The organism is Prauserella isguenensis (genome assembly GCF_014191605.1).
GTDB classification, from domain to species: domain Bacteria; phylum Actinomycetota; class Actinomycetes; order Mycobacteriales; family Pseudonocardiaceae; genus Prauserella; species Prauserella isguenensis.
In genome coordinates this window covers 560,184-578,323 of record NZ_JACHWU010000001.1, presented here as the reverse complement: position 1 = coordinate 578,323, position 18,140 = coordinate 560,184, and the positions used below count along the sequence as shown (strand labels likewise).

19 protein-coding genes, 1 tRNA gene and 1 pseudogene are annotated in these 18,140 nt (G+C 70.6%); 14 read left to right on the top strand and 7 right to left on the bottom strand.

Features of this window, described 5'->3' with window-relative positions; translation table 11 throughout:
- Positions 1 to 16: 16 nt before the first annotated feature.
- Complete coding sequence (locus FHS23_RS02690; protein ID WP_183647176.1) at positions 17 to 271, top strand: hypothetical protein; 255 nt, start codon at positions 17 to 19, stop codon at positions 269 to 271.
- 115 nt (positions 272 to 386) lie between these two features.
- Here the strand turns inward: FHS23_RS02690 and FHS23_RS02685 are convergent, their stop codons facing one another.
- From FHS23_RS02685 to FHS23_RS23665, 3 genes are read right to left on the bottom strand one after another with little or no spacing between them, the layout of a single operon-like run.
- On the bottom strand, positions 387 to 1,262 hold the full coding sequence (locus FHS23_RS02685; RefSeq protein ID WP_183647173.1) for a citryl-CoA lyase: 876 nt from the start codon (positions 1,260 to 1,262) through the stop codon (positions 387 to 389).
- 2 nt (positions 1,263 to 1,264) lie between these two features.
- Positions 1,265 to 2,470 carry a CoA transferase gene (locus tag FHS23_RS02680; protein ID WP_183647171.1) on the bottom strand — a complete coding sequence of 402 codons (1,206 nt, stop codon included), beginning with the start codon at positions 2,468 to 2,470 and terminating at the stop codon, positions 1,265 to 1,267.
- A complete protein-coding gene (locus FHS23_RS23665; protein ID WP_183647168.1) occupies positions 2,467 to 3,255 on the bottom strand; it encodes an IclR family transcriptional regulator domain-containing protein in 789 nt (262 codons plus the stop codon). Before FHS23_RS23665 ends, FHS23_RS02680 begins: the two co-directional genes overlap by 4 nt.
- Positions 3,256 to 3,445: 190 nt before the next feature.
- Here FHS23_RS23665 and FHS23_RS02670 point away from each other — a divergent pair, with 190 nt between their 5' ends.
- Genes FHS23_RS02670 through FHS23_RS02660 form a run of 3 tightly spaced genes read left to right on the top strand, consistent with a single transcriptional unit; the run spans position 3,446 to position 6,528 of the window.
- A complete protein-coding gene (locus FHS23_RS02670; RefSeq protein ID WP_183647166.1) occupies positions 3,446 to 4,429 on the top strand; it encodes a Bug family tripartite tricarboxylate transporter substrate binding protein in 984 nt (327 codons plus the stop codon).
- The gene (locus tag FHS23_RS02665) at positions 4,426 to 5,016 is read left to right on the top strand and encodes a tripartite tricarboxylate transporter TctB family protein (protein WP_183647164.1); all 591 of its coding nucleotides are present in this window, start codon (positions 4,426 to 4,428) and stop codon (positions 5,014 to 5,016) included. Before FHS23_RS02670 ends, FHS23_RS02665 begins: the two co-directional genes overlap by 4 nt.
- Positions 5,017 to 6,528 carry a tripartite tricarboxylate transporter permease gene (locus FHS23_RS02660; RefSeq protein WP_183647162.1) on the top strand — a complete coding sequence of 504 codons (1,512 nt, stop codon included), beginning with the start codon at positions 5,017 to 5,019 and terminating at the stop codon, positions 6,526 to 6,528.
- Here the strand turns inward: FHS23_RS02660 and FHS23_RS02655 are convergent.
- Entirely contained in the window at positions 6,525 to 7,064 is a 540-nt protein-coding gene (locus FHS23_RS02655) for a P-loop nucleotide/nucleoside kinase family protein (RefSeq protein ID WP_246381280.1), read from the bottom strand. The two genes, FHS23_RS02660 and FHS23_RS02655, sit on opposite strands and share 4 nt — an antisense overlap.
- Positions 7,065 to 7,175: 111 nt before the next feature.
- The gene (locus tag FHS23_RS02650) at positions 7,176 to 7,709 is read right to left on the bottom strand and encodes a hypothetical protein (protein ID WP_183647158.1); all 534 of its coding nucleotides are present in this window, start codon (positions 7,707 to 7,709) and stop codon (positions 7,176 to 7,178) included.
- Between the two features lie 218 nt (positions 7,710 to 7,927).
- Here FHS23_RS02650 and FHS23_RS02645 point away from each other — a divergent pair, with 218 nt between their 5' ends.
- On the top strand, positions 7,928 to 8,515 hold the full coding sequence (locus tag FHS23_RS02645) for a dihydrofolate reductase family protein (RefSeq protein WP_221218934.1): 588 nt from the start codon (positions 7,928 to 7,930) through the stop codon (positions 8,513 to 8,515).
- Positions 8,516 to 8,522: 7 nt separating this feature from the next.
- On the opposite strand, the gene FHS23_RS02640 is transcribed toward FHS23_RS02645, so the two are convergent.
- Complete coding sequence (locus FHS23_RS02640; protein ID WP_183647156.1) at positions 8,523 to 8,777, bottom strand: hypothetical protein; 255 nt, start codon at positions 8,775 to 8,777, stop codon at positions 8,523 to 8,525.
- Positions 8,778 to 8,848: 71 nt separating this feature from the next.
- On the opposite strand from FHS23_RS02640, the gene FHS23_RS23495 reads away from it, so the two are divergent.
- Both FHS23_RS23495 and FHS23_RS02635 read left to right on the top strand, forming a co-directional pair.
- Positions 8,849 to 8,983, top strand: a complete 135-nt coding sequence (locus tag FHS23_RS23495) for a hypothetical protein (RefSeq protein WP_281372338.1) — start codon at positions 8,849 to 8,851, stop codon at positions 8,981 to 8,983.
- A 163-nt stretch (positions 8,984 to 9,146) separates the two neighbouring features.
- Positions 9,147 to 9,701 carry an HD domain-containing protein gene (locus FHS23_RS02635; protein WP_183647153.1) on the top strand — a complete coding sequence of 185 codons (555 nt, stop codon included), beginning with the start codon at positions 9,147 to 9,149 and terminating at the stop codon, positions 9,699 to 9,701.
- A 305-nt stretch (positions 9,702 to 10,006) separates the two neighbouring features.
- Here the strand turns inward: FHS23_RS02635 and FHS23_RS02630 are convergent.
- Positions 10,007 to 10,079, bottom strand: a tRNA-Gly gene (locus tag FHS23_RS02630).
- Positions 10,080 to 10,297: 218 nt separating this feature from the next.
- Here FHS23_RS02630 and FHS23_RS22885 point away from each other — a divergent pair.
- The 7 genes and pseudogenes from FHS23_RS22885 (at position 10,298) to FHS23_RS23660 (ending at position 18,136) form a co-directional block, all read left to right on the top strand.
- The gene (locus FHS23_RS22885; RefSeq protein WP_221218933.1) at positions 10,298 to 12,265 is read left to right on the top strand and encodes a sigma-70 family RNA polymerase sigma factor; all 1,968 of its coding nucleotides are present in this window, start codon (positions 10,298 to 10,300) and stop codon (positions 12,263 to 12,265) included.
- Between the two features lie 89 nt (positions 12,266 to 12,354).
- Positions 12,355 to 12,795, top strand: coding sequence for a DUF983 domain-containing protein (locus FHS23_RS02620; RefSeq protein WP_183647150.1), 441 nt, complete (start codon positions 12,355 to 12,357; stop codon positions 12,793 to 12,795).
- Between the two features lie 5 nt (positions 12,796 to 12,800).
- Entirely contained in the window at positions 12,801 to 13,694 is an 894-nt protein-coding gene (locus FHS23_RS02615) for a DNA-formamidopyrimidine glycosylase family protein (RefSeq protein ID WP_183647148.1), read from the top strand.
- Between the two features lie 93 nt (positions 13,695 to 13,787).
- A pseudogene (locus tag FHS23_RS02610) lies at positions 13,788 to 14,996 on the top strand (sensor histidine kinase); the annotation flags it as partial.
- A gap of 787 nt (positions 14,997 to 15,783) precedes the next feature.
- Complete coding sequence (locus tag FHS23_RS02605) at positions 15,784 to 16,626, top strand: S49 family peptidase (RefSeq protein ID WP_183647145.1); 843 nt, start codon at positions 15,784 to 15,786, stop codon at positions 16,624 to 16,626.
- A gap of 52 nt (positions 16,627 to 16,678) precedes the next feature.
- Entirely contained in the window at positions 16,679 to 17,530 is an 852-nt protein-coding gene (locus FHS23_RS02600) for a LytTR family transcriptional regulator DNA-binding domain-containing protein (protein WP_183650674.1), read from the top strand.
- 6 nt (positions 17,531 to 17,536) lie between these two features.
- Positions 17,537 to 18,136, top strand: coding sequence for a hypothetical protein (locus FHS23_RS23660; RefSeq protein WP_183647142.1), 600 nt, complete (start codon positions 17,537 to 17,539; stop codon positions 18,134 to 18,136).
- Positions 18,137 to 18,140: the final 4 nt, after the last annotated feature.

Below are 18,140 nucleotides of genomic sequence, written 5' to 3'. Positions count from 1 at the left end.
CCGGAAAGGATTCCGAATGACCGTCACCACACAACGCGCACAGGTCGTGTGCCGAGCAGCGTTCATCGTGACCCTGCTCGTCTTCCTCGCCATGGCGGCAGTGCTCGTCGGTGTCCAGTTGGCCGGCGTCGTCCTCATGCAGGCCGAGTGGGTTTCGTGGGCTGCGGAGACGCTGCTGACCCCCAGCATCACGGCAGGCGTCGCCTTCGGACTCGTCGGTTTCGTAAGCAGCTATGTCATGCCGAAGCGGAACGAAAGCGCCGACGCGTGACGCTTCCTACGGGCCGTAAGACGCGGTGGCGACGCCGGAACGGACGTCGCCACCGCGTCGCGGCATAGCTCGCCGCCGGGCCCGGCTGTCGGTCCATGCCGGATCGCGGGTCCGTTCAGCGGGGCGGTTCGCGCAGGTCGGGTCCGGTGTAGTCGGCGAGCACGGAGCGGGGTACCGGTCCCTTGATCCTCGTTCCGGTCTGCCGTTCCTCCCAGGCGTGCGCGAGGATGCCGACGGATCGCGACAGCACGAACAGGCCCCGCGCCAGTTCCGGCGTGAACCCGAGTTCGCCGTAGATGACCGCCGTCGCGCCGTCGATGTTCATCGGGATCGGCTTGCTCGACCTCAGCGCCAGCTGCCGTTCGAGTTCGACGGCCGCGGCGAGGTGCTCACCGGCCACGACGCCGTCGTCACGGGCCTGCTCGACGAGGCCGAGCAGCGGGTCACGGCGCGGGTCCCGCGGGTGGAAGCGGTGGCCGAATCCGGGCACGTAGCGGTGTTCGGCCAGCACCTGCTCGACGGCCGCCTCGACGGACCCCGCTCCGGGCGCGCGGTCGCGGACGTCCTGCAACACCTCCATGCACTGCTGTCCCGCGCCGCCGTGCACATCGCCCAGCAGGTTCACGCCCGTGGCCATCGCGTTGTTGAGGCCGACGCCGCACGTGGCGGCCATGCGCGCGGCCGCGATCGACGGCGCCTGCGGGCCGTGGTCCACCGCCGCGGTCAGCGCCGCCTCCAGCAATCGCGACTCCGGCGGTGTCGGCAGCTCGCCCCGCACCATCAACCAGGTGATGTCGACGAACGAGAACCTGCCGATCAGCTCCTCGATCGGATAGCCGCGCAGCGCGATCTCGCCGGGCCGGATGCGCACCAGGTTCGTCGCCCAGTAGGCCGCAGCCTCGTCACGTCCGCCGCCGTCGGTGCCGACGTTGCCGTTGCGGTTGTCGCCGGTGTTGCCGTTGTCGTCGTTGTCGCTGTTGTCGCCTGCCACGGTCACACCACTCCAGCGCTGCGCAGTTCGGTGATCTCGGCGGTTCCGTAGCCGAGTTCGGCGAGCAGTTCGTCGGTGTGCTCGCCGAGCAGCGGTGGCGAACCGCTCGGTGCGGCGGCCTTCCCGTCCACCTGCACGCCGCTGCCCAGGACACGCACCGTGCCGGAATCGCGGCCGGGGAACGGCAGTTCGTGCACCAGCTCCCGCTCGCGGACCTGGTCCAGCTCCAGCACCTCCGGGACGTCGAGCACCCGTGCCGCCGGGATCCCGGCCGCGGACAACGCCCGTTCCCAGTGCGCCGCAGGCCGTGCGGTGAGGCCGACCTCCACCTCTTCGCGGAGTGCGTCGCGGTTGGCCTTCCGGTCCTCGCGGGCGGCGAACCTCGGATCGCCGGCCAGCTCCGGACGACCGATCTCGGCGCACAGCGCTTCGAACTGCTCCTGCTTGTTCGCGGCGATGTTGAGGTGGCCGTCGGCCGTGCGGAACGTGCCGGACGGGGCCGCGGTGGCGTTCTCGTTGCCCATCGCCCGCGGTTCGACACCGGCGATCAGGTAATTCGACATCGCCCAGCCCATCGCCGTCATCGCGGTGTCCATCATGGACAGGTCCAGGAAGGCGCCTTCGCCGCTGCGTTCCGCATGCGTCAGCGCGGCGCACACCGAGAACGCGGCGGCCATTCCACCGAGCGTGTCGGAGATCGGGTACCCGGCGCGGAGCGGTGCCGTTTCCGGCGTTCCGGTGGCGCTCATCATTCCGGACAGGCCCTGGATGATCTGGTCGTAGGCGGGCCGGTCGGCCATCGGACCCTGCTGCCCGAATCCCGAGATGGCGCAGTAGACGAGCCGCGGGTTGAGGTCGTGCAGCCGGTCCCGGTCGAAGCCGAGTCTGGCCAGCACGCCGGGCCGGAAGTTCTCCAGTACGACGGCGCTGCCCCGGACGAGCCCGGCGAAGATCTCCTTGCCCTCGGCGCTCTTGAGGTTCAGCGTCAGCGACCGCTTGCCGCCGTTCTGTGCGAGGAACGACGTGCCCAGGTGTGCCTCGTTCAGCTCCGCGTCGGCGCCGAGCTGGCGGGCGAGGTCACCGCCTTCCGGTGTCTCGATCTTGACGACGTCCGCACCGAGCAGGCCGAGCTGGTAGCTGGCGTACGGGCCGGCGAGGACGTTCGTCAGGTCGAGTACCCGCACGCCGTGCAACAGTCCGTCGGTCACGCTCGTCCTCCGATGCCGATCCGTGAGATGCGCCGTGCGGCGTCCCGTACCGCCACGGTGAACTCCGCGACCGCCTCGTCGGTGAACCGCGGAGTGGGCCCGCCGAGAGCGAGCGCGGCGAGCACTGCGCCGTCGGCGTCGACCACGGGCGCGGCGACCCCGGAGGCGCCGACCTCCCGTTCGCCGTGGCTGACGGCGTGGCCGTGCTCCCGCACCTCGGCGGCCTCGGCACGCAACCCGTCGACGGTCCGTCCCGCGGGGTCGAGAGCCGCCACCGCGGCGAGTGCCCGGTCGTCGGCCCCGGTGAGCAACACCTTGCTCGCGGCGCCGCCCCACAGCGGGAGTTCGTCGCCGACGCGCACGATGTGCCGCACGCTGCGGCGGCCTTCCCGCTGTTCCACGCAGATCCGGGTCGCGCCGGAGCGGACGTAGAGGTTCACGGTCTCGCCGCAGGAGTCGGACAGGTCTCGCATCACCTGCCGGGCCTGCTCGGGCACCTGCCACGTCGTCCGGGCGAGGTTGGCCCAACGCAGCAGACCGGGGCCCGCCGAGATCCGGCCTTGCTCACCGGACCACAGGAGGCCACGCTGCTGCAGCGTGTCGACGAGGCGAAGCACCGTGGTTTTGGCCAGTCCGCTGGTCTCGGTGAGTTCCCGCACGGTCCACGTGGCGTTGTCCTCGGTGAACAGCGCCAGCAGGTCCAGTGCGCGCGCCACACTGCGGACCGGTGAGGAAGCGCCGCCGGCCGGAGTGTCGTCCTCCGGGGCGGCGTCGGTGGTGGGCACGCGAAATCAACTCCTGCGCGGACCTTGTCGTGGACGTGGTCGATCTCTATCGTAGCGCACGATCCGCTGTGCGGTCCGATTCGACCGTCTGGTGGACTCCGTGGACCGACACCGCGCCCGATGACGTACGCGAAGGAGCACCATGACCGCGAGTCCCTCGCCGAGCAGTACGAGCTCCGGGCGACGAGCGATGAGACCGCTGGTGCGTGTGGCGGCGATCGCCGCCACCGTCGCGCTCGTCGGCGTCGCCGTGGTCGACGTCGTGACCGGTGCGGAGGGCGGTTCGGGCCCGCGGGACCGGCTGAACATCACGGTTCCCGCCGCACCGGGAGGCGGCTGGGACAGCGTCGGCAGGGAGATCCAGTCCGTTGTGGATGACAAGGGATACGTCAACACCACCGAGGTGCTGAACGTGCCCGGTGCGGGCGGTTCGATCGGACTCGCGAGGGTCGCCAACCAGGTCGGGCGCGGTGACACGCTCATGATGACCGGCACGGTCATGATGGGATCGATCGTCGCCACCGGAGCACCGAACGACCTCACCGACGTGACCCCGATCGCCCGGCTGGCCAACGACTACGGGGTCGTCGTCGTGCCCGCCGACTCGCCGATCAAGAACTTGGACGATCTGCTGGACCGGTGGCGCGCCGACCCTCGCTCCGTCGCGGTCGGTGGTGGATCGGTCGGCGGAACCGACCACCTGCTCGCGGGCATGCTCATGGACGAGGCGGGTGCCGACCCGGGCGGACTGAACTACATCCCGTACGCGGGCGGCGGCGAGGCGGTGGCCGGTCTGCTCAACGGCAGCCTCGATGTCGGCGTCTCCGGATACGACGAGTTCGCGGCACAGATCGAGAGCGGCGAGGTGCGGGCGTTGGGACTGTCGGCCGCCGAACCGGTCGACGGCATCGACGTCCCGACGTTCCGGCAGCAGAACGTCGACGTCGAACTGGCCAACTGGCGCGGCGTCGTCGCACCGCCCGGGCTGTCCGACGAGCAGCGGACCGAGTTGGAGAACCTGCTCAAGCAGGTCCACGGGACCGAGCAGTGGCAGAACACGCTCAAGACCCAGGAGTGGGAGGACACGTTCCTCACGGGCGAGCCGTTCGAGCGGTTCGTCGAACGGGAGACCACCCGCATCACCGAGATCAGCGAGGAGCTGGGGTTGGCATGACGACCACGACAACTCCACGGAGCACTGCGCGTGGCCGTAAACCGCGGGGCGAGCTGCTCGTCGCCGGCACGGTCGCCGTCATCGGTGTCGTCGTGGGCGTCCGCACGGTGACGATGGACGTCCCCGACAACGGCGCCTTCCTCGGCCCGCAGTTCTTCCCGTACATCGTCTCCGGGCTGCTGCTCGTGCTGAGTGCACTGCTCGTCGTGCAGCACCTTCGCGGGGCTCCCGCCGACACGGCCGCTGTCGGCACCACCGACACGCACAAGGCCGACGCCGACGACGTGGCCGACGGTGCCGCCGGTCGGGGCGAGGCGGCGTCCGAATCGGACGTTCCGCCCGCGATCGACTGGAAACCGTTCGGCCTGGTGGCCGCGACGCTGGTGCTGCACGTGGTGTTGCTCGAACCGCTGGGATGGCTGATCGCCGGTGCGGGCCTGTTCTTCGGCGTGTCCTACGCGCTCGGCGGTCGCAACGTGCTGCGCGATCTCGGCGTGGCGTTCGTGATGTCGTCGGTGGCGCAGCTGGCCTTCTCCGCGGGACTGGGCATGTCGCTGCCCGCCGGCATCCTCGGGGCGGTGGTCTGAGTGGAAACCCTGTCGCTGCTCGGCAGCGGGTTCGCCGAGGCGCTCACGCCGGAGAACCTGCTGTGGTGCCTGATCGGCGTCGTGCTCGGCACGGCCGTCGGCGTGCTGCCCGGTCTCGGCACGGCCATGGCGGTCGCACTGCTGGTGCCGCTGACGTTCACGTTGGAACCCACCGGCGCGTTCATCATGTTCGCGGGTGTCTACTTCGGAGGCCAGTTCGGCGGCGCGACGACCGCGATCCTGCTGAACACACCCGGCCAGAGCTCGTCGATGGTCACCGCCTTCGAAGGCTTCCCCATGGCCAAGAACGGCCGCGCGCCGCAGGGACTCGCAGCCGCGGTGATCGGGTCGTTCGTCGCCAGCATCATCGCCGTGACGCTCGTGGTGTTCTTCTCGCCGGTGATGGTGGATCTCGCGGTCAGCTTCGGCCCGGCCGACTTCTTCGCGCTGGCGATCTTCGCCTTCGTCGCGACGGCGGCGATCGTGTCCGGCAACAAACTGCGCGGCCTCACCTCGCTGGGGCTCGGGTTGACGATCGCACTGGTCGGTATCGACGAACAGTCCGGCGCGGTGCGGTTCACCTTCGGATCGCCGCAGCTGCTCGACGGCATCAGCATCGTCGTCGTCACCGTCGGACTGCTCGCGATCGGTGAGGTGCTGTACGTGGCGTCGACCGCGCACAAGACGCCCGCCACGCAGACGGTCACGCCGGGACGGCCGTGGATGTCGCGTCGCGACTGGGGACGCTCGTGGCGGCCGTGGCTGCGCGGGACGGCCCTCGGCGTCCCGTTCGGCATCATCCCCGCGGGCGGTTCCGAGATCCCGACGTTCCTGTCCTACGGCGCGGAGCGCAACCTGGCGCAACGCCGGGGCGACAGCGAGTTCGGCAACGGCGCGATCGAGGGCGTCGCGGGACCGGAGGCGGCCAACAACGCCACCACGGCCACCTCGCTGGTGCCGCTGCTCGGCCTGGGACTGCCGACGTCGGCGACCGCCGCGATCATGCTCGGTGCGTTCCAGCAGTACGGCATGCAGCCCGGTCCGCTGTTGTTCACCGAGGAATCGGAGCTGATCTGGGCACTGCTCGCGAGCCTGTTCATCGGCAGCGTGATCCTGTTGCTCATCAACCTGCCGTTCGCGCCGATCTGGGCGAAACTTCTCCGGATTCCGCGCAACTACCTCTACGCCGGCATCGTCGTGTTCGCCACGCTCGGCGTGTACACGGCGAAGAGTTCGGTCGTCGACGTCGTGCTGCTGTACGCCGTCGGCGCGCTCGGTTTCCTGTTGCGGCGGCACGGTTTTCCGATCGCACCGGTGCTGATCGGCGTAATCCTCGGACCGTTGGCGGAGACGGAACTGCGCCGCGCCATGGCGATCAGCCAGGGCGACGTCGGAGTGTTGTTCGCCAGCCCGATCGCGCTGGTGCTGTACGGATTGCTCGTCGTCGCGCTGATCGCGGGACCGACTGTGAAGACCGTGCGCAGGCGGCAGGAGCGGACAGGCGTGAGCTAGGACATCGCACGGCGTGCCCGCAGCTGCAGACCCCCGACTGCGGCGTCGCGGTCGACGACGGTGGTGGTGTGCCAGCCGCGCGGGCCGGTGCGCAGGGCGGCGTGGACCCGCGGCAGTCGCCGCAGGTGGCGGGCGAACGAGCCTTTGCGCAGTACGCGGCCCCGCGCGCGCTGGCCCGCGGCCGCGTCGTCGGGCGGGCATTCGACCCACAGGAAGTGTCGCGGCCGCCCGCTCAGCACGCCGAGCAGGACCAGCCACGCGCGCGTCGGCACACCGGTCGCCGGGTCGTGCACCACGACCGTTCCCCGGTCACTCAGGACGACGACGCTGACCAACAGCCGATGGACCAGGTGCACCACGGGCCGGTAGCAGACGTACGGCACGCCCGCGGGCAGCCGGTCCGCGAACCGGTCGCGGGTGGTGTCCGAATCGAGCACGAGGAACGGTGTGTCCGATTCGACGCTGCGCAACAACGTGCTCTTGCCCGAGCCCGGCAGTCCCGCGATCACCACCAGGGCTGTCGGCTCGACCGTCATCCGCAGCATGTGCGGTCAACGATCCGCGTGGGCGGATGTTCCGCGGTCCCGGCATTCACGGGTTCCGCACAGTACAGGCCCTCGCGGTGGAGTCGGCCCCGGGAACAGTCGTCAGCGGAACGGGTGCTGTGGTCCGCCGGGTTGCCACATGCCGTTCGCGGCCCGGCCGTCGTCCGGCGGGTGCTGGCCCGCGAACCCCGGAGGTGGCTGCGGAGGCCCGGGTCGGTACGGCGGAGCCTGCTGCGTGCCGCCGGAACGGCGAGCCGCCACCACGGTGGCAGGTGTGAGACCGGCGGCGGCCTCGTCGACGGTGACGCGCTTCTTTCTCGCGAACGCTGCGGCCGTCCAGAACCCGCCGCCTGCGACCATCGCCGCTCCGCCGCCCGCGAGCAACCAGCCGGTGAGGGTGTTCTCCTCGGACTGGGCCGCGTAGTCGCGTTCGGCGGTGGTCTCGCCGTTCCTGGTCGACTCGCAGACCTCGCCCTGCTCCATGGTCTGCCCGCCGCACGTGACGTCGTCGTCGTTCAGCGCGATGATCCCGAGGACGATCATGCCGACGCCGACGACCGTCACCCCCACGGCCTGCGCGCGTTCCTTGATGAGCCGTGCGTTGACGTATCGCGTGTAGCGCGCGTGAGCGTTCAACGGACATCCCTCCTCGCCAGGCATGACAGGCGGCGGGAGCAGGATGAGACCGGCCGGTGGTTCCGCGGTGGTCGTTCGGTGGTGCCGCTCGTGTCGCAGGACGGACTGCGTTCCCACCGGACTGTCGCCCCCACCGGACTGTCGCCCCCGCCGGACTGTCGCCGCACCGGAATTGTCGGGGTGTGCCACTAACTTCCGTGGTCTTGTGGAACCACGGCATGGGAGCTGAGATGGGCAAGGTCGCCTGGGGATTCACGTGTTCGATCGACGGGTTCATCGCGGGCCCCGGACACGACATGAGCTGGATGTCGGCGGCGGAATCGCTGGCCGACGGCACGATCGAACGTATGGCGGGTGAGGTCGCGGTCATCATCTCCGGCCGCGACGGCTACGACGCTGCGCAGTCCCAGCGCGGAGACCGGGACGAGCTCACGTCCGAGCCCTACGGCGGCGCGTGGTCCGGAACCGAGTTCGTCCTGACGCACCGTCCGGAGGAACTCGCCGACGACCCGGACGTCACCGCCCTGAACTGCGACGTCGTCGAAGCGGTCCGCCGGGCGCAGGAGATCGCTGGGGATGCCGACGTCCAGATCATCAGCGCAGACATCGCCAGGCAGGCGCTGGAGCACGACCTGATCGATGAGATGCAGGTCTTCGTGGCGCCGGTGTTCCTCGGCGACGGCGTGCGGATCTTCGAGGTCGCCGGTGGCCGCAGGGTCGACTGGGAACTCGTCGACATCTACGACGACAGCCCCCGCAGCTTCGGCCGCGTCTACCGCCCGAAACGACCGTCGACCGGAGCGTGACTCGGGCTCAGGTGTCGTCGCGTCCGAGGAACGGCAGCAGATCCGAGTGCGTGTCCTTGGCTTCCGGCAGCACGTTGTGGTGCAGATGGTTCATCTGCCCGATCGGGATCGGCGCGGTGAAGTCCACGCCGTAGGGTTCGCCTCGGGTGGCTGCGAACCGCAGTCCGTCCGGATCGACCCGCTGGGAGGCTTGTCGGGCCCGCTCGTGTGGACGGCCGCTTCCCGCCGCGTCGACCGTCGCGTTGCTGCGCGAGCCGGTCACCCGCTGAGCGCTCGTCCCGCGCGGGGGCCTGTGTTGGGTGACTTGTCGGGTGTGGTCGTTAAGGTTCCACGATGAGCGATTCGGCTGGCGAGTCGATGCGGACCGGTGTCCACGTGGACGCTTTCAACGTCTATTACGGAGCCCGTTTCTTCGCGCATCAACTGCCTGATCCCGTCGCCGGTGTATCCAAGCCGGTGGGGTGGTGACAACCGCTCCGGTGGTTGTACGAGGGGCACATGCACATACCACCCGGTTCTCTCGCTTTCGAGGGGCCGGGTCTTTTTCTGTCCGCAGCCGGGGCTACGTGGGACGCGGCCGGCTTTCGCTAGTCTCGGCGCAGACGACACGACAGGGGAGGTTCCGCGGACCATGACCGGTGATCGGATCGCGGCGTTCGGGTACGAACTCGGCGTGCTCAAGCGCATCCGGCGGGCCGGTTGGTGGCAGGCGGGCGTGCGGGACCCGGAGTCCGTCGCCGAACACACCATGCGCGTCGCCCAGCTCGCGGGCCTGCTCGCCGCGGAGGAGGGTGCGAACCCGGACCGTGCCGCCTACCTCGCGCTGTGGCACGACACCCAGGAGACCCGCACCGGCGACCTGCCCCACTCGGCGAAACCGTACGTCGACAAGCCCGACCCGCGGCTGATCACCGCTGACCAGACGTCCGCGCTGCCGGACGCGTCCCGCGACAGCGTGCGCCACGCCGTCGACGAGTACGAGACCGCGGCGAGCCCCGAAGCGCGCTGCGCCCGCGACGCCGACAAGCTCGAGATGCTGCTCCAGGCCGTCGAATACCGCGACGTCGGTGTCGCCGGTACGGGCGAGTGGATCGACAGCGCCCTGCGGAACCTGACTACGACCACCGCCCGCCGGGTCGCCGACGCAGCGCTCACCCTGTCGCCGCTCGCGTGGCGCGAGCAGTAACCGCGCTCGTTCTCGCCTCGGCTCGCGGCGGGCCGCGCGAAACCTGAGTAGTTTCACCCACCCCGATCGCGGGGTTTCCCTGAAGCCCGCGCCCCCGCCGTCGCGGCATCGTGGACGCATGGTCACAGCGGAGCGCCCGGCACGATCCCGACGCCGAACGCGGTGCCGGCGGCAGGTTCGCTGACCCGTGGCCCGGTTTCGAGGGGGAATCGGGCCACAGGAAACCACGGGCGAGGGGAAACAGAGGGATCAGGGGGAACCACAAGAAGAGGCCCCCGTGCACTGCACGGGGGCCTCTTCTTCGGAGCGGACGACGGGACTCGAACCCGCGACCCTCACCTTGGCAAGGTGATGCGCTACCAGCTGCGCTACGTCCGCATGCCTTGGGTCCGCATGTGGTGGACCCGCATGTGTAGTTGTCGGTGTCCCCGGTCCAGCGTGCCTTCCCGGTTACGGTGGAGAAGTTTACACGTTGGCGTCAGGGGCCTGGCAGAGGGGTGACGTAACGGCTCCACTCTCCGTATCGTGTTCAACATTCAACTGGTGCCTGCACGTGACGAGGGGGTCAGGGCAGGCCTTAGGGGGTGGCTGGCTGAATGGACCGCACGGTGACCGCGACCGACGAGGCGAGGTTGCTCGAACGGCTGCGTCAAGGGGAGGACGACGCGTTCGGGGAGCTCTTCGAGCTCCACGTGGCTTCCGTTCGACGGCTCGCCCGCGGGATCGCGCGGGACGGGTCCGAGGCGGAGGACATCACCGCGGAGACGTTCTTCAGGGTGTTGCAGGCGGTCCGCCGCGGCAACGGGCCGAGGGACAACGTCCGCGCGTACCTGTTGACCGTCGCGCGTCGCGTCACGTGGGAGTGGCAGGCCGCCCGCCGCGACGTCCCGGTCAGCGACGACGAACTGACGACCCGTGTCGGCGGCGGCGCTGACGCACAGAGCTCGACCGCCGAGGCGTCACTGATCACGCGCGCGTTCTCGAGTCTGCCCGAGCGGTGGCGCACCGTGCTGTGGCAGACAGAGGTCGAAGGGGTGCAGCCCGCGAACGTGGCGCCCGAGTTCGGTCTCAGCCCCAACGCGACGGCGGCGCTCGCCCGGCGAGCCCGGATCGGACTGCGCGCCGCGTACCTGCAGGCACATCTCGCGACCGGGCGCAGCTCCAACGGCTGCCGCACCATCGTCGAGAAGCTCGGCGGCTACACCGCGGGCAGCGTCACCGGGGCGGAGGCGCGCAAGGTCAAAGCGCACCTGTCGGCGTGCTCGTCGTGCCGGTCGACGCACGACGAGCTGCGTGATGTCTGCTCCTCGCTCCGTTCGCACGCCGGCGTGCTGGTGTTGCTCGTGCCCGCGGCCGGTGTGGTCGCGAACTGGGGCGGTGCCGCCTCGGGTGTCGTGTCGGAGGTGGCCGGGTCCGCGGCCGGTGCCTCCGGGTCGGCGGCGGGTTCCGTGTCCGGCACGGCTGGTGGTCTGGCTGCGTTGGGCGGGCACGTGAAGGTCGGGCTCGCGGTCGCCTCGACGGTCGCGGTCGGCGCCGCGGGTGTGGCGGGTGTCGCGGACCTGTCCGACGACGGCCGCCAGACGATCGGACTGCACGGCGGGCCGCGCGGCGACCTGCAACTCGTCGAACCGCCACCGGTGGGCCCCGAGGTCGACCGCAAAGCCGACCGTGACGGCCCCCCGCGCGACGAGCGGGGCGAGGCCGCCGAGGGTGCCGTGGCCGACGACGGTGCGCAGAACGGTGCCGTTCCGAACCACGCCGTGCGGGACAACGGGACACAGGACGACCGCGCGCCCGGCGACGGCGACGGCGACGAGCGCGGCCCGATGGCCGACACCGATTACTCCGTGCCCGGGTCCGAGCGCGGCCACTCCGCTCGTGCGAAGCAGCCTCGGAACGCGCCCCGGGCCGGCAGCGAGCCCCAGCCTCGCGCAGGACAGCCTCGCGCGGGGCAACCCGAACCCGGCGCCGAGCGCGGTCCCCGGCGGGGAGCCGACGGTGGAACTGCGGACTCTCCCAGGGGTGCTGGTGTGAACGTCCGCTCCGATCGGTCGGGAGGCACGGCGCGCTCGGACGTGGGCGCGGGCGGCGACGGCGGCACCGACGGCGACGACAACGCCGGCCGCGGGCAGCGCAACGGCGCCCCGGCCGGGGAACAGGCCGCGGGACCGGACCGGGCGCCGGGGCCGAACAAGGCGCCGGGACCCGAAGCCGCGCCGGGGCTGAACAAGGCGCCCGCAGAGGACAAGGCGGCGGTGGCGAAACGCCTCGCGCACGCGTGGGCGGAGAAGGCCGCGGACGCCCGACGGGACCGCGCACGCGGGTTCGAACCGCCGACCGAACGCCCCGGCGTCCACAGCGCCGCGGCTCCGGACCGCAGCGCCAGCGCCCCGGACCGCAGCGCCCCGGAGCCCGGGGACAAGGCCCGGAAGTCGGCCTCCGAACCCGCGCCACGTCTCGACGACGGTGACGAGCGTGCCCACGGCGGCGACCACCCGCTTCCGAAGGCCGGACCGGACCACCAAGGCCGGAAACCGGCGGGCGCCTACTTCCGCGGAGAGTGACACTCCCGGTAACGTCTGTTACCGACAGGAACGGTGAGGTACGTGCTTCTGTCACCGACAGGGACACCGGCGGGCTGCGGAGGAACGTGATGAACCGGCTGGTCCGGGGAAACGACGGCCGGGAATGGGTCATCCGGGCGCACATGGAGTGGCGGCAGCCCGCGACCGCCGACGACTTCGAGCACGACGCCGCCGCGAACTACACGCCGGGAGTCATGATGGCGGGCGTGGCGCTGGCGTTGGCGGGTGCGCTGGTGCTGTCGATGCCGGACCGTCTGGTCATCCCGGAGTTCGTGCCGTACGGCCTGTTGCTGATCGCGCTGTTCTTCCCGCTGCGGTGGGTGCTGCGCAGGCCCTGGACCGTCGTGGCCGAGACCGACGGCGACCCGACCGGTGACCACCCGTCCGAACGCTGGGTCGGCACGGTCAGCGGCGTGTTCAACATCAACGGCGAGGTGAAACGGATCGCCAAGTCGATCGCCCAGCACGATTTGCCGGACTTCGAAGGTCCGCTGCACCCCGTGGAGTAGCCACCGTGCCCGAGTTACCCGAGGTCGAAGCGCTCGCACACCATCTGCGCGAGCACGCGGTCGGCCGCGCGGTGACCCGGATCGACGTCGTGTCGCTGAGCGTGCTCAAGACCGTCACGCCCGCATACACGGAGTTGCGCGGCCGCGAGGTCACCGGCGCCGGGCGGCACGGCAAGCACCTCGACGTCGAGTGCGGCGACCTCCACCTGATCGTCCACCTGGCCCGGGCGGGCTGGCTGCGCTGGTCGGACGACCTGCCCGCGAAGCCGCCTGCACCGGGCCGCAAGAACCCGCTCGCCCTGCGCACGCACCTGTCCGCCGACGATGCGGCAGCCGACCCGGGCTCCGCGCCCCGGCACGTGGGGTTCGACCTCACCGAGGCAGGCACGAAGAAGGGGCTCGCCGTCTGGATCGTCACCGATCCCGCCGAGGTGCCCAGCATCGCCGCGCTCGGTCCCGATGCGCTCGACCTGGACCGCGACCGGCTCGAAGCGCTGCTCACCGGCGAGACACGCCGGATCAAGACCGTGCTCACCGACCAGAAGACCGTCGCGGGCATCGGAAACGCCTACTCCGACGAGATCCTGCACACCGCGCGGGTGTCGCCGTACGCGACGCCGGCCAGGCTGACGTCCGAGGACCTCGACGCGCTGTTCGACGCTCTGCACGGCGTGCTGACCGCCGCTGTGGAGCGTTCCGTCGGTCAGGACGCCGCACGGCTGAAGGGCGAGAAGCGGTCGGGACTGCGCGTACACGGGCGGACGGGCCTGCCGTGCCCGGTGTGCGGCGACACGGTGCGTGAGGTCTCCTTCGCCGACAAGGCGTTCCAGTACTGCGCGACGTGCCAGACCGGCGGGAAACCACTCGCCGATCGGCGGTTGTCACGGCTCGTCAAGTGAGGGCCTCGCCCATATGGCCCATGACGGTGAGTGTCGAATCGGATACGCGAAGTACTCCTGCGGGCCTTGCCACCGCGACGGTGACCCTCCAGCATTGACGCCGTGTCCGAGCAGCTGACCGTGCCGATCGCCCTGGGGGCGATCATTGCGCTGCTCGTGATCACGCTCGCGATCGTGCTGCTGAAGCGGCGGAAACCGACGAGCGCGATCGACGACGCCGTGCTCGAGGCCGTGTACGTCATGGCGAAGGCGCCGCTCGAACTCCGCGAAGGTCTCGACCAGGCCGCCGCGGAGAAGATGACGAGTAGGTTGCTGAAGCTGCTGAAGGGCGTCGCCGTGGGCATCACCGACGGCGAGGGAACGCTGCTGGCCTGGGACGGCGAGGCCAACGACCACTACGTCGACCTGGTCGACACCATCGGCACCTGCATCCGCAAACACCGCCGCGAGGTCGTCTCGCACGACAAAATGCCCTGCAACCACCGCGGCACCTGCAGGATGCGCACCGCCGTGCTCGTGCCGCTCATCGTCGAGGGCGAGACCGACGCGGTGCTGATCGTCGTCGGCAAGACCAAGGGCAAACGCATCGTGCAGATGGCAGACGCCGTCGCACGGTTCGTCGGCACCCAGCTCGAGGCGGCGCGGCTCGAGGACACCAAGCACCAGCTGCACCAGGCCGAGATCAAGGCACTGCGGGCGCAGATCTCGCCGCACTTCGTCTACAACGCGCTGAACACGATCTCCTCGCTCATTCGCACCGATCCGGAAGAGGCGCGCGAACTGCTGCAGGACTTCGCCGACTTCACGCGCTACTGCTTCCGCACCGAGGGCACGTTCACGACACTGTCGGACGAGCTGCGCAACATCGACCGCTACCTCACCATCGAGAGCGCACGCTACGGCGGCAGGCTCGGCGTGCGACTGAAGATCGCGCCCGAGGTGCAGTCCGTCGTCGTGCCGTTCCTGCTCATCCAGCCGTTGGTGGAGAACGCCGTCAAACACGGCATCGCGAACAAGCCGGGCGGCGGCACCGTCACCGTGACGGCGCAGGACTACGGCACCGAGGCCGAGATCAGTGTCGAGGACGACGGCGTCGGCATGGACCCGAAGCAGCTCGACGGCATGCGCGACTCGCGTTCCAGCGCGCACATCGGCCTGACCGGCATCAACCGCCGGATGAGTCAGGTGTTCGGCAACCGCTACTCGCTGGTCGTCGAGACCGCTCCCGGCGCGGGCATGAAGGTGACGATGCGGGTGCCGAAGTTCGTGCGCGGCGTACGGCCCGACATGCTGAAGTTCGCCGCCGAGGGCACGTCGGACGACGACCCGTCCGCCCTTCCGGGCGGCGTGGCGGCGGACGGTTCGCTCGCGGCGACGTCGAGCGGTTCCGTGCCGGACGGCTCCGGAGCTCCCACGGCGCCTCCGGCCCCGGCGCAGCCGCCCTCGACACCGCCCACGCAGCCCGCCGCGGCGCAGTCCGTCCCCGGCCAGCCCGGCCCAGGCCAGCCCGGCTCGGGACAGCCCGGCTCGGGACGAGGCGGCCCCGCACCCGGACCGGCAGGACCGGCAGGACCGGCACCGGCACAGCCCAGTTCGCCAGCGGGCAGGCGCGGTTCGACCCACCCCGGGATGACACCGGCGCACGGGGCGTCGTCACCGGGCCAGCAGCGCCCGTCGACGCAACAGCCGCCCGCCGCACCTCCCCAGGAGAACCCCGCCCCGGGGCAGGGCACACGGCAGACGTCGTCGCAGCCGTCGCGCAGGCCGGTCGCGCGCCAGGCATCCGAGGCGAAGCAGGCCGCCCGCGCAGCCCAGGCCGCCGCGCGCGGCGGCAAGCCCGCGGAACGGAAACGCCGGGCCGACGAAGAGCCCGACCCGACGTCCACACCCCGGTCCACCTGAGCCCGGCAACACTGGTTCCTGCACCGCTGAGGGCCGGCTGCACTGAGAACCGGCAGAACCGGGAACCGGTGTGATCGGGCTCGTATCGCCCGGACGGACCTGCGCACCGGTGCCACCGGTCGGGTCGGGTCCGTTCGTGGCGGATTTCGGAGCCGCCCGACGCGGTGATCGTCGCTACGGTGGGGGCATGGCGAAGAGCGGGCTGGCGGGCCGGATTCCCGTCGTAGGGGACCGGATCGAGCGCAGGGACAAGGACGTCGTCGCGGTGGTGAAACTGCACGGCATCATCACGCAGCACGCGTCACCCGTCGGCAGGGGCGTGCTGAACCTCTCGACCGTCGAATCGGCTCTGACCAGGGCGTTCGGTCACGAGAACCTCAAGGCGGTCGCGCTGCAGATCAACTCGCCCGGCGGCGCGCCCACCCAGTCGGGGTTGATCGCCGAGCGCATCCGGCAGCTGGCCGACGAGAAGAACGTGCCGGTCATCGCGTTCTGCGAGGACATCGCCGCCTCCGGTGGCTACTGGCTCGCCTGCGCAGGGGACGAGATCGTCGCGCACCGCACGTCGCAGGTCGGTTCGATCGGCGTGATCAGCGGCGGGTTCGGGTTCACCGGGCTCATCGACCGGCTCGGCATCGAACGGCGCCTGTACACCGCGGGGCAGAACAAGGCGAGGCTCGACCCGTTCAGCCCGGAGAAGGACGAGGACGTCGAGTGGCTCAAGGGCGTGCACGAGGATCTGCACGGGTTGTTCGCCGAGTGGGTCCGCGAGCGTCGCGGGAGCAAGCTCTCGGCGGAGAGGGACTTGTTCACCGGCGACGTGTGGCTCGGCCAGCGTGCCGCGGAGCTCGGCCTCGTCGACCGGGTCGGCAACCTGCGCGACGTGGTGTCGGAGCGCTATCCCGACGCCGAGCTCGTGGTGGCCGAGCCGAAGAAGTCGCTGGCCGCGCGGCTCGGACTGGGCGCTCCCGCGGCCGCGGTCCTGACGGCACTGGAGCACCGCGCCGCATGGTCACGTTTCGGCCTATGACACAGAGTTTCGCCCGGAGCGGTGTAGACAGTCGCGCTGTACTCACGGCAGGATAACGCTCACTGTGAGTGCTCGTGATGACAACCGAAAGCTCCTCGTCCTGGCGGTTGACGATGAGCTACCCGGCCTTGACCAGCTCCGGCACTGTCTCGAGTCGAACGACGTCGTCGGCCGGGTGATTCCGGCCGTCGACGCGTCCGAGGCGCTGCGGTTGCTCGGATCCGAGGACGAGGACATCAACCGGCGCAAGGACGCCGGCCTCCCGCCCGTCGACGCGGTGTTCGCCGACATCAACATGCCCGGACTGTCCGGCATGGAGATGTCGCGGGTGTTCGCATCGCTGAACCCCGCGCCGGTGCTGGTGTTCGTCACCGGCTATGCGAGCGAGGCCGTCGACGCGTTCGACCTCGGCGCGGTCGACTACGTGCTGAAACCGGCCAGGCAGGAACGCATCGACAAGGCCATCGGCCGCGTGCTCGACAAACTCGACACGCAGCCCGTGCGCAGTGCCGTCGCAGGTGCGGCCGCGGAACCGGCCGCCGACGACGGCACCGGGGGAGACGAGGAGGTCATCCCCGTCGAACTGGGCGGCACGACCAAGCTCATCCCCCGTTCGTCGGTCCGGTGGGTCGAGGCGCAGGGCGACTACGCGCGGCTGTACACCACCGAGGGCAGCCACCTGGTGCGCATCCCGCTGGCCCAGCTCGAGGAACGCTGGGGAGGCGCCGGGTTCGTGCGGATCCACCGGTCGTACCTCGTCGCGCTGCCGCTGATCACGGAACTGCGCATGGCCCAGGGCGGCTACCAGGTCGTGTTGGGCGACGAGGAGAAGGTGCTGCCCGTTTCCCGCAGACACACGCGGGCGCTCAAGGACAAACTGGTCGGCTCCTCGCGAGCAGGGTGACGGGCCGTGGGGGACCCGACGGACCCACCGGACCCGGCAGGCAGGCCGGGCGGCATCCGCGAGCCGGATCCGACGCTCGGCAAGCCCGCGAAGCCGTTCGCACCCGAACCGTTCGTTCAGGGGCCGTCGCAGCAGCCGCAGCAGCCGCGGTCGTCGAGGGGTCCTTCGCACGCGGCGGCGTCCCACTCGGCCTCCCGCGCCTCGGACCAGCGCAATCCCGAACCCCGCGCCTCGGAGCCCCGGCAGCCGCGAATCCGCAGGCAGCGCGTCGTCCTGGCCGAACCGAGCCGGTCGTCGACGAGCCTGCGCGCGCGGGTCGAGCTCGAGCAGCAGACCAGCTGGGGCGAACTGCTCATCAAGGATCTCGTCAAGGTGCAGCTGCGCACGGCCGTGCTGCTCGGCCTGCTGGTGCTGGTGGTGCTGTGCGCCATCCCGGCGGTGTTCTACGCCGTCCCCGCGGCCGCCGAACTGCGCCTGGCGGGCATTCCGCTGCCGTGGCTGCTGCTCGCGGTGGCGCCGTTCCCGCTCATGTTCGGCGTCGGACTGTGGTACAACCGGCTGGCCGAGCGGCGCGAACAGGACTTCGTGAACATGATCGAGAACTGAGGGC